This is a genomic window from Alphaproteobacteria bacterium, from assembly GCA_019695395.1.
In the GTDB taxonomy this organism is placed as follows: Bacteria; Pseudomonadota; Alphaproteobacteria; order JAEUKQ01; family JAIBAD01; genus JAIBAD01.
The window spans coordinates 1-11552 of record JAIBAD010000051.1; the positions used below are offsets into that span (position 1 = coordinate 1).

Below are 11552 nucleotides of genomic sequence, written 5' to 3' on the forward strand. Positions count from 1 at the left end.
TTACCTTTTCCACCTTTCATATCATCTTTGCCATCTAAACCTGCCAAAACATCATTACCATCACCCCCATCAATAACATCATCTAAGTTTCCTCCAATTAAAACATCATCACCACCAAAACCAAGCATGGTATTTTCTTCATCAATTTTACCAAAAACAGAATTATCACCACTATCCCCATTATAATAAACCCTGCTGAAAGGATTATCTTTTAAAGATGGTTTTAAGATAAGACCTAAATCTTTTTGATGAAGTTGATTAGATTGAGATTTAAAGTTATTTAATAAACTAATGTTTTTTTTCATAATTATTCCTATTATTAATATTTTTATATATAAATTATTTAATTGAATAATTTATATAAATTATATTTATTAATAATTGGTAAATTTATTATAAAAATATAAAAATATTTAAAACAAAAAAATATAATAGCTAGTATTTAGAAAAATAAGAAATAAAATTATTATTAACATTAGATCTTAGAAAAAACCATCTTCGATCTTACCATTTATCAAATTATTATTTTTTATCCAAAAAAACAGAGACAGTTTTAATAAAACTGTCTCTGTTCCTAACACGCTTTATAAAATCTAATTTATTAATTTTCCTTAATAATAAATTAATGAAAATTAATAACAGCTACTAAAATCTTTTTGTAACCAAACCAAATTTTTTTTCTGCTAATTTAAATCGTTTGGCAATCATCTGTGCATAAACACCTGTACCAACCATTCTTTGACCAAAATTGGGATCATTTAAATATCCCCCACGCGTTTCACGAATTAAAGTTAAAATTCTTTTAGCTTTTAATGGATAATGAACTTGGAGCCATTCTTGAAATAGATCTTTAATTTCATGGGGTAATCTTAAAAGAACATAACCTACATCTTGGACGCCTAATTTTGCAACAGTAGATAAAATATCTTCTATTTCTATGTCGTTCAGACCTGGAATAATGGGGGCCATTAATACACCGGTTGGCACATTAGCCTTTATTAATTCTTCAACTGTTTTTAACCTTTTATTTGGTGTTGCTGCCCGTGGTTCCATAAGACGTGCTAATTTTGCATTAAGGGTTGTAATAGAAAGATAAACTTTAACCAATCCTTGGTTCCCCATAGGTTGCAATAAATCAAGATCACGTAAAACCAAAGATGATTTTGTAATGAGTGCAAAAGGATGATTAAAATCCGACAAAACTTTTAAAATATTTCTGGTTATTTCATATTTCTTTTCAATAGGTTGATAAGGATCTGTATTCGCACCTAATGTTATAGGTATAGGTTTATAATTTTTTTTAGAAAATGCTTTGGCTAATAATTCAGGTGCCTCGGGTTTAATCCATAAATGAGATTCAAAATCCAACCCCGGCGATAATCCAAGCCAAGCATGGGTTGGTCTTGCATAACAATAAATACACCCATGTTCACAACCCCGATAAGGATTAATAGACTGGACAAAAGGAATATCTGGAGAATTATTTTTAGTTAGAATTGTTTTACTTTGATCAACACTAATTTTTGTACAAAGACTAGGTAATTCTTCTGCATCTTGTGTTAAATCTGCCCATCCATCATCGACATTATATTTTTGATGAACTTCATAACGTCCTTGTTTATTACTAACTGCCCCACGTCCCTTGCGGGGTATATCAGGTAGCAAATCAAATAAATCTTTGCTTTTATCAGATGAAGACATAATTTTTTTAATTATTAAAAATAATGAAATTTGAATTGTTCTATTTGTTAAAAAAATAAATAAAAAATTTATTTAATTTCTAATTATTTTTTTAAAGATTTTATTGCTTTAAATATTTTTAATATCTAAAATGATAAATATTTATCTTTTTATTGATTGTTTTTAATCAGTATTTCAAATGGGCCTGTTTTAAATTTATACAGACCACATAATAATCGTCCAACGGTAAAGCCAACAAAAATACCCGAAATCATTAATAAACTATATTGAAATATGGGTTCTGTCGCAACAGCTGGGTTTGATATCAATTTATATTGAAAATAATATTTTGTAGAAAAAATTCCTAAAATAATAATTAAAATGGACCACGTCCCGGGAAGTTTTAACAAACGATTTTTTTGATCCACACTAATTTTTTGTTTATATAAATATACCCATCCTATAAGAGCACCGATCATCACACCCCCCACCCATAAAAAGATAACAAATGGGGTAAGTGCAACAGAACTTAACAAAGTATGGATTGAAAAGAATAAAAAAATAACTGGTAAAAGAAATAATCTATCTAATTTTGTTATTCTTGTTTTTGAAGCTTTTATACCCCTTAACATCAGAAAAGCAAATAAAAGATAAACCCACCATGGGGTATGAATTAAAATTTGACCGATAAGTTCAAAATCAATCATGGTATTTTCTTAATAGAAATATTTTTTATTAGAGCTCGTCATATAATTTATAAATTATATGACGAGAAATTAAGTAAAATTATTTAACGACTGCTTGCCACAATCCCATAACATTTCCTTCACTATCTTTAAATCTAGCATAAAATCCAAAATCACCTGTTTTTACTTTCGGCATAACAGTTTTTCCACCCTCTGCTTCTACTTTTTTTAAAGTTGCATCAATTGAATCTACCGTAATAACCAATAAAGGATGATTGGCATCTTTATCCTTAGCCATCATCCCCCCATTAATTTTACCTGGCTCTTTAGACATACCGTGATCATCAGACGGGGCTGTTGTAATCATGGTATATTCATCCATGCCTGGAATATCCATAAATTGCCACCCAAAGGTTTTTTGATAAAATTTTTTGGCACGATCTTTATTATCAAACACAACTTCAAAATGCATAACTGAATCCATAATAAAATCTCCTTTAATATAAAATGTTCATTATAAAGAATCATTAATCAAATTTATTTTATCAATTAAATCAATTTTAATACATCGATTATTTTTAATTTATTAAATAAAATTTAATTTATTTTATTTTTTTAATTATTACAAACGTGGAAGCAATTGGATCAAATTGCATGGTTTATGACGGCTATCTAATTGATATTTCAAAATATAATCCCATCCATCACGACATGCATTTGGCGACCCAGGTAATGCAAATAAATATGTTTTATTAGCAATGCCCGCTGTTGCGCGTGATTGCATCGTTGATGTACCAACATGATTATAACTTATCATGCGAAATAATTCACCAAAACCTTCTATTTTTTTATCATAAAGTTCTTCAAAAGCCTCGGGCGTAACATCTCTTGCTGTTAAACCTGTACCCCCTGTTGAAATAATGACCTGAACGGTTTGATCTGCTATCCATTTTCTAACACTATTTTGGATTAAATTCTGATCATCTAAGACAACGGATCGATCAACGACCTCATGCCCATCACGTTTAATTAAATCAGCTAGAAGATTTCCAGATTCATCATCCTTTTCAAGACGTGTATCAGACACAGTAAGTAAAGCAATACGTACAGATATAAAATCTGATCCCATAAAATTATCAATTTTTGAAAAAGCTTTTTAAATTTAGTTTTTAAAATACCAAATTATTTATCAAGCGCAACAGAAACAGATGTTTTTGTAGAAGCTTGTTGTTTATAATCTGGTTTTCCACCACCAAGAACTGAATCTAAAGACGCAGGTGTTTGTCCCAAACGCTCTTGATAAATCCAAAAATTAGCTAAAACTTTTTGAACATAAACTCTGGTTTCACCATAAGGTATCTGTTCAATAAACAAAAGCGGATCAGATTGATAAATTCCTGCTTCTTTCCATTCGGCAACTTTACCAGGCCCAGCATTATAAGCTGCAGCTAATAAAAGCAAATCACCTTCAACTTGATCACTTTCTAATAATTGGTCCATATAATCTTGGGCTAAAGCCATATTAACCTCTGGATCATATAAATTTCTTTGATGCCCCGTACGTTTGGCAACCATAGCTGCTGTTTTTGGCATAAGTTGCATTAATCCTTTTGCTCCACTTGGGCTTCGTGCTTCAGGATCAAAAACAGATTCTTGACGCATAACGGCATAAAGTAAAGCAGGATCAATTCTAAACCCACCTTTAGGTTGCCATTTTGGTAAAGGATATAAAGCACCAGCAAGACTGCTTTCCTCTTCTTGTTGGGCAAGACCTTTGACACCAACACGCATCGATAGGTTAGTCATCCGTAAATTTTGGGCAACCTTAGCTAAAGCTGCGGTAGTTTCAAGGTCAGCCTGTTTTTGAACATTATGAAGTTCACCTTCCACATAAGCTAATTGCCCTGTTTGGATTAAAGCAAAAGCACGTTGTCCTGCAGCTGTTTGCAATAAAAGATCACGTTCATGGTCTGTTAAAGTTTGATCATTCCAATTAAAAGCAGAACTCATGCCTAAAGATCTACGCGCAACCTGCCCATAAAAAGTACGAGGTTGATCAGCAGCAACATGTAAAAGAGAGCTAACTTTTTCTGGTTGTCTATTTTTAAGATAGGCACGTGCTGCCCAAAATGCACCGGCAGATACAACCCAGTTTTTATCTTGATTATTATCAACAACCTGCTGAAAATTCTGTGCAGCCCCGGCATAATCACCTTTTTGCCACGCCGCTAATCCTTGTTTCCAACGTGTATCATTAATAATACCAACATTGTCTGGGTTTCCAGATTTAAAAGAAGATGTTTTGGGTTCCAGAGGAAATGGAGCATTCTTTGCTTTCCGTTTAAGAGCCAATTTATAAAGAGTTGAAGCTTCAGGTAAATCGCGATATTGATCTAACCAATCTTTTAACTCTTTATAAGAAACACGATATTTAGAATGCAAATAACGTGCAGCCATAACATGGCCTAATAATCTAGAATCTGTAAGTTTACCAATAACAGCATCAGCCGAACGCCAATCAGCCCGTTTTTGGAAAGCAAATATATCTTTATAACGATCAAGATTCGCTTTATCCAAAGGTTGGGGCAATGATCCCAAACTATAATGAGCATTAGAAGAAGGTTGGGGTAAAGCAGCAACGACTTTAGATAATTCTTGTCCGTCTTCTGCATAAGCAAAAGGAGCCAAACCCAAAGCAAGGATAAATAAAAAAACTGTTTTCAAAAAATTAATCCTTAAAAATTGGAAGATGGATGGAAAGAAATTATCCGAGTTGATTTGAATAGTCATACGTTGCTGCCTCATCTAATTTAAGTTTATTCAACCAAAAAGCGGTACCCAGCTGTTATTAACTATTTTTTAACTATTTGGGATGTTATACATACACTGTTTAGCCCTTAAGTGTCAATTTTTCTTTTAAAGCTAAAAGATCTCGCCATGCATAACGCTTTTGTGCAGGTTGTCTTAATAAAAAAGCTGGATGATACATACAAAGAACAGGTATAGATTTTAAAGAGTATGGATCATAATAATCAAACCATTTTCCTCGTAATCTTGTGATTCCTTCATTGGTATTAAGTAAAGTTTTTGCCGCAATTCCTCCTAAAACCACAAGGATAGAAGGGTCAATTAAATTGATATGTTTTTGAACAAACGGAAAACATGCAGCAATTTCTGAGCTGGTTGGTGCGCGATTCCCAGGTGGACGCCAAAAGATAATATTACTTATATATATATTGTGCGCTCTATCTAATCCAATATGTTCAAACATACGATCCAAAAGTTGCCCGCTTACCCCAACAAAGGGTTTTCCTTGACGATCTTCATCTGCACCAGGTGCTTCACCGATAAGCATAATTTTTGCTTGAGGATTACCATCCGCAAAAACCAAATTTGTTGCGGAATGCTTTAAAGAACATCCTTCAAAATTCTCTAAAGCAAGCCTTAATTCTTTTAAATTTTTAATTGATTCCAAAGGTAAGTCATCATTTGATATGCTTTTTATTGGTAAGGAAGAATTTTTAGCTTCGGATTCTTTTTTTGTACTTTTGGATAATGTATCTATGCCATAAGCCATTTTTGGCTCAGCTATAAGAGATTCTAAATGATTTAAGCGATCATAATTTATAGAGACGGAACCAAGCCATGATCTTGGTGTAAATCCAATAGCTTCATCAACACCCATATCTTGATACCATAAAAGCTGGGTTATAATATCTGATTTTATATAAGATTTAACCATATAATATCGCTTTATACATAAATTTAATAACTAATTAAGTATAACCCTAATGAAAAACGTATAAATTTTAAATAATATAATTATAATTCATGTCTATAGCCTAGAAGAAAGATCATTGCCAAGATTACAAAAATCGGGTCAAATAAATTTGCCAATAAAACTCAACAATATATTTATACCCTCTTTATTCGATCAGAAAAATCATTATGACACAACGTGAAACGATGAATTATGACGTTATTATTGTTGGGGGTGGGCCTGCCGGTTTATCTGCCGCAATCCGTCTTAAGCAATTATCTTTATTGCATAATCTTTCCTTAAGCGTTTGCCTTCTTGAAAAAGGATCAGAAATTGGCGCCCATATTCTTTCTGGTGCCGTTCTTGAACCTCGAGCATTAAACGAACTGATTCCTGATTGGGCTGCAAAAGATGCACCTTTAACAACATCCGTGACCCACGATCAATTTGCCTTTTTAACGCATAAAAAAATGGTCAAATTACCTACCCCCCAACCTATGCATAACAAGGGCAATTATATTATTAGCCTTAGCCATTTTTGCAGATGGTTAGGCCAACAAGCAGAATCCTTGGGTGTTGAGATTTATCCTGGCTTCGCCGCAGCTGATATTCTTTATAATCAAGATGGTCAAGTTATTGGTGTTTTAAGTGGTGATCTTGGCCGTCATAAAGATGGAACCATGGGACCAAATTTTCAACCTGGGGTTGAACTTTATGCCAAGCAAATTTTATTTGCTGAAGGATGCCGCGGCTCTCTTACCCAATCCTTAATTAAACGTTTCAACCTTTCAGATCGTAAAGAACCCCAAACCTATGGTATTGGTCTTAAAGAATTATGGGAAATAGATCCTACCCATCATAAACCTGGTCACGTTTTACATACAATTGGATGGCCTCTTGATTATGGTACGTATGGAGGATCATTTCTTTATCACTTTGACAAAAATCTTATATCTTTAGGTTTTGTTATTGGACTTGATTATACCAATCCCTATCTTGATCCATTTGGTGAGTTGCAGCGTTTTAAAACACATCCGGCTATTAAATCACTGCTTCAGGGTGGCAAACGTTTAAGTTATGGGGCCCGCGCTTTAAACGAAGGTGGGTTTCAATCAATTCCACATTTAACTTTTCCAGGGGGGGCTTTAATTGGATGTGGAGCTGGATTTTTAAACGTACCAAAAATAAAGGGTACCCATACAGCTATGAAATCTGGAATGGTTGCAGCTGAAGCTATTATCGACCATATGCAATATTCTTCTCTTCATGAAGGGATGGAACTTAAAAAATATCCTGCTATGTTACGCAAAAGCTGGGTTTGGAAAGAGCTAAAAAAAGTACGCAATATCCGTCCAGCATTTCATCTAGGATTATGGGGTGGGCTTATTTACTCTGCTCTTGATACGTATCTTTTCAGAGGATATGCCCCTTGGACTTTTAAACATCACCATGATCATGAAACATTAATCCCAGCAAATCAGGCTGTCCCAATTCAATATGATAAACCTGATAATGTTATCACTTTTGACCGTATGTCTTCTGTTTTTTTATCAAATACCAATCATGAAGAAAACCAACCTTGTCATCTTGTTTTAAAAGATCCCACCGTTGCGATTGATGTCAACTGGCATATTTATAAATCTCCTGAACAACGTTATTGTCCTGCAGGGGTTTATGAAATAATAAAGGATGCTGGGTCTCTAGAGCCTCAATTAATAATTAATAGCCAAAACTGTGTTCATTGTAAAACGTGTGATATTAAAGATCCCAAACAGAATATTACTTGGACGACACCCCAAGGTGGAGACGGACCTAATTATTCATTAATGTAATCTCAGATATTGTATAAAAAGAAAGGTATAATAAATATTTATGATTAATTTTCTTAAAAAAGATTTTATCCCTCATTTAATCTATTGTTCCATGGTATTAATAGTTTGTGCTCTTAATCCATCCCTTGCCCAATCAGAAAATCAATCGGAAAATAAAACTTTATCTAGTAAATCCGTTCCTTATCATTCTAATTCCCAATTGGGTCAATATTTATTGGGACAACATGCTATAGTTATAGGTGATATTGATACAGCACTTCGCGCGCTTGATCTTGCTTTAAGCCAGGACCCTAATAACGGCAATTTATTAAAAAGCCTTTTAAACCTTTCTTTACAAAAAAGCGATTTTGATAAAGCTTTAACTTACGCCAAAAAATTGCAAAAGCTTTCTATACCCTCTGATATTGGTAATTTACTTTTAGCATTAAAAGAATTTAAATCAAACAACCCAACAAAATCTTTAGAATTTCTTAAAAGCAAAGGTGATACAAAATTTATCGAAAAAATTAGCCCCTTTTTACAAACATGGATTAATATTGATAAATCGAAAGACAAAAAAAATCTTTATCTTGATCTTGAACAAAAACTTTTAAGTTTTAATTCTGTTAATGACAAAAAAGAAGATGATGAATTTATACCTTTTCAATTGGGGTTATTAGCTGATGTTCTAAATCAAAATGATCAAGCTTATGACTATTATGGAAAATTTTTGAAATTTATGAAACAACCTCCTGTTCGTATGATTGAAATTATTGGGAATTTTTATCAACGCTATAATAAAACAAATGAAGCTGAAGAATTATATAAAAAAGCAACGACGCTTAATCCTCAAAGTTTAATGGCTGCCACCTTTAAGAAAAGATTAGCTGGAGGTAAAAATATTGACCCCGTTATTACCAACGCTCAAGAAGGATTAGCAGAAACTCTTTTTTACTTGGCTGCTCTTTTATCTGTCACTAATAACAATCAAGAGGCATCTGTTATTATGGCAGAACTTTCCCTTTTTATAAAACCCCAAGTAGCTCATACACAATTTTTGTTGGGTGAGCTTTTTAGATCCCAAGAACTTTATAACGAAGCTTTAAAATATTATCGTTCGGTTGGTAGCAATTCTATTTTCAGTACGGTAAGCCAAATTAGCACCGCCCAAATTTTAGATAAAATGGGGAAAACTGATGAAGCCATTGCGCTTTTAGAAAAATTTTTAAATACCAACCCTGGCGAAATTGATGTAGCTATGGTTCTTGGTGAAATTTTATCTAATCAAAAACTTTATCAACAAGCAATTAATGCTTATAATAAAGCCATTAGTCAAATAAACACACCACTTATTGGACATTGGAATATTTTCTATGCACGGGGTATTGCCTATGAACGCAATAAACAATGGGATAAAGCTGAAGAAGATTTGCAAAAAGCTTTGGTTTTAAATCCTGAAGAACCTTTAATTTTAAATTATTTAGGTTACAGTTGGGTTGATCGGGGTGAAAATTTAGATAAAGCTTTAGCCATGCTTAAAAAGGCGGTGGAACTTGATCCCAATAATGGATATATTATCGATAGTTTAGGGTGGGCATTTTTTCGTTTAAAAAATTGGGAAGAAGCCACAAAGTATTTAGAAAAAGCAACCGAGCTTTCGCCTTCAGATCCAACAATTAATGATCATTTGGGGGACGCATATTGGAAAGCATCACGTTTGAATGAAGCCAAATTTCAATGGCAGCGTGCCCTTCTTTTTAAACCAGAAAATGATCAAATTGTTTTAATTCAAAAGAAATTACAAGAAGGGATTAAGTAATAAATAATTTTTATTATGTTTAATAAATCTTCTGAATTAAAAATTAAAGCACCTGCTAAAATTAATCTTTATTTGCATTTGGTAGGAAAAAAAGATAATGGGTACCATCTTTTAGAAAGTTTGGTGGCCTTCACAGATTTGGGGGATTGGATTACTCTTAAAACTTCTTCTGATCTAGTGTTTGAGGTTGACGGCCCTTTTAAAGAAAAAATTCCCCATACGGATGATAATCTTGTTATGCGTGCGGCCAAAACATTGGCCGAATTTGCCCAAAGAAAATTAGGTGCCCATATTCATTTATATAAAGATTTACCTCCTGCTTCTGGTATCGGGGGGGGATCAAGCGATGCCGCTGCTACCCTTCTTGGGCTTAACAAATTTTGGGAACTTGATTATCCACTTTCTGTTTTGCAAAACTTGGCGCTCCCTTTGGGATCGGATATTCCTGTTTGTTTGCAAAGACAAACATCCCTGATTAAAGGAATTGGCGACCATATAACTGTCTTACCCCCTTTACCCCCAGTCTCTTTATTATTGGTTAATCCAGGTGTTCAAGTACCAACCCAAAATGTTTACCAAAAGAGAGAAGGATCTTTTACACCCTCAACATCATGGAACAATAATCATCAAACTGTTGATCAATTGGTGGGTCAACTGTCGCATTTTCATAATGATTTAGAACCCCCAGCGACACTTATCGCCCCTATTATCCAAGATGTTTTAAAAGCTATTGGGAATTTTAAAGGATGTCTTCTTCAACGTCTTTCAGGAAGTGGCGCCACATGTTGGGGAATTTTTGCATCCCATGAAGCTGCCCTTCATGCAGAAAAAATTCTACATACCCAATATCCTGCATGGTGGGTTAAAGCGACCCAATTAAAAGATTACGCCCCTTATTAATTTTATAAAATCATTTAAAAATTTGAATTATAATAAGTCAGATCTAAGGCTATTAATTAGCATCTAAAGAAGACAAAATTTCACGTAATTCAATTAATAAATCTTCTGATGGTTTGCCATCCGCAGTTAACCCTGCCGATTCTTGATATTGGCTAATCGCTTTGATAGTTTTTTCATCCAAAATACCATCCACAGGTCCTGGGTCAAAATCCAATCTTTGTAAGAGTAATTCTATTTCGCTGATCATACGGCGTTCTTTTTCCAAACCAATCGTCGAGGTTACACTGCTTCCATCTTTGGGTGATGTCCCTTGCCATAAAAGGTAGAGAAGAACAAAGGACCCTATAACCCCAACTAGAACAGAAAGCACAATAGCCCAACCCCGTACAGGTCGACGCCTGCGCCAATGCGCACTTGGATAATGCTGTGTTTGTGGGCCAATGACACGTACGGACCAATGATCCATAATCAATCCTTGCTTTTTAGCATAAGAAGGATGGAAAACTTTCCCATTTTATTCTAAAAAGCCATAATAGTTATACTCTCCCTTATATTTTTATTACGATCTCCTATTACTGTCTAGCTTAAATTTTTTTGATGGTTTCAATTTTCTTTTATTTTCTTATCTTTTTGCTTGCAAAGTTTATAGAAATGGCTATCGATTATAAGGACAATTCATTTTATTCTTATCCATTTTATTGGGGCGTAGCCAAGCGGTAAGGCAACGGGTTTTGATCCCGTCATCCCCAGGTTCGAATCCTGGCGCCCCAGCCATTTATCAAATTCAGTTATTTTAGATGTATGGTCAGATTCAACTGTACTATTTTGTTTATTAAAATCGCTAAGCAAATCAAATGGTTGCTTGTATTTGACAGTTAATCTTCCATCCTTCCAAA

General features: G+C 33.7%; 11 protein-coding genes and 1 tRNA gene. 4 read left to right on the forward strand and 8 right to left on the reverse strand.

Translation table 11 applies throughout. The features are described from left to right. From K1X44_08010 to K1X44_08040, 7 genes are all read right to left on the reverse strand, one after another. Positions 1-305: hypothetical protein (locus K1X44_08010; protein MBX7147237.1), on the reverse strand; the 305-nt coding region annotated here is incomplete at its 3' end. 340 nt (positions 306-645) lie between these two features. Next, positions 646-1701, reverse strand: coding sequence for a PA0069 family radical SAM protein (locus K1X44_08015; GenBank protein ID MBX7147238.1), 1056 nt, complete (start codon positions 1699-1701; stop codon positions 646-648). Positions 1702-1850: 149 nt separating this feature from the next. Further along, positions 1851-2387: a hypothetical protein gene (locus K1X44_08020; GenBank protein ID MBX7147239.1), complete on the reverse strand. Its 537-nt coding sequence runs from the start codon at positions 2385-2387 to the stop codon at positions 1851-1853. Positions 2388-2466: 79 nt separating this feature from the next. Further along, entirely contained in the window at positions 2467-2850 is a 384-nt protein-coding gene (locus tag K1X44_08025; protein ID MBX7147240.1) for a VOC family protein, read from the reverse strand. A 138-nt stretch (positions 2851-2988) separates the two neighbouring features. Further along, positions 2989-3495: a molybdenum cofactor biosynthesis protein B gene (gene moaB / locus K1X44_08030; GenBank protein MBX7147241.1), complete on the reverse strand. Its 507-nt coding sequence runs from the start codon at positions 3493-3495 to the stop codon at positions 2989-2991. A gap of 53 nt (positions 3496-3548) precedes the next feature. After that, a complete protein-coding gene (locus K1X44_08035; protein ID MBX7147242.1) occupies positions 3549-5090 on the reverse strand; it encodes a lytic transglycosylase domain-containing protein in 1542 nt (513 codons plus the stop codon). A 166-nt stretch (positions 5091-5256) separates the two neighbouring features. Then, complete coding sequence (locus tag K1X44_08040) at positions 5257-6108, reverse strand: uracil-DNA glycosylase (protein ID MBX7147243.1); 852 nt, start codon at positions 6106-6108, stop codon at positions 5257-5259. 206 nt (positions 6109-6314) lie between these two features. Between K1X44_08040 and K1X44_08045 the strand changes: the two genes are divergently transcribed. The 3 genes from K1X44_08045 to K1X44_08055 are packed head-to-tail and all read left to right on the forward strand — an operon-like array spanning position 6315 to position 10656. After that, complete coding sequence (locus K1X44_08045; protein MBX7147244.1) at positions 6315-7958, forward strand: electron transfer flavoprotein-ubiquinone oxidoreductase; 1644 nt, start codon at positions 6315-6317, stop codon at positions 7956-7958. 40 nt (positions 7959-7998) lie between these two features. Further along, complete coding sequence (locus K1X44_08050; protein ID MBX7147245.1) at positions 7999-9756, forward strand: tetratricopeptide repeat protein; 1758 nt, start codon at positions 7999-8001, stop codon at positions 9754-9756. Positions 9757-9771: 15 nt separating this feature from the next. Next, positions 9772-10656: a 4-(cytidine 5'-diphospho)-2-C-methyl-D-erythritol kinase gene (locus K1X44_08055; protein MBX7147246.1), complete on the forward strand. Its 885-nt coding sequence runs from the start codon at positions 9772-9774 to the stop codon at positions 10654-10656. A gap of 52 nt (positions 10657-10708) precedes the next feature. On the opposite strand, the gene K1X44_08060 is transcribed toward K1X44_08055, so the two are convergent. Continuing rightward, positions 10709-11122 carry a peptidoglycan-binding protein gene (locus tag K1X44_08060; GenBank protein MBX7147247.1) on the reverse strand — a complete coding sequence of 138 codons (414 nt, stop codon included), beginning with the start codon at positions 11120-11122 and terminating at the stop codon, positions 10709-10711. 233 nt (positions 11123-11355) lie between these two features. On the opposite strand from K1X44_08060, the gene K1X44_08065 reads away from it, so the two are divergent. Further along, positions 11356-11430, forward strand: a tRNA-Gln gene (locus tag K1X44_08065). Positions 11431-11552 lie beyond the last annotated feature (122 nt).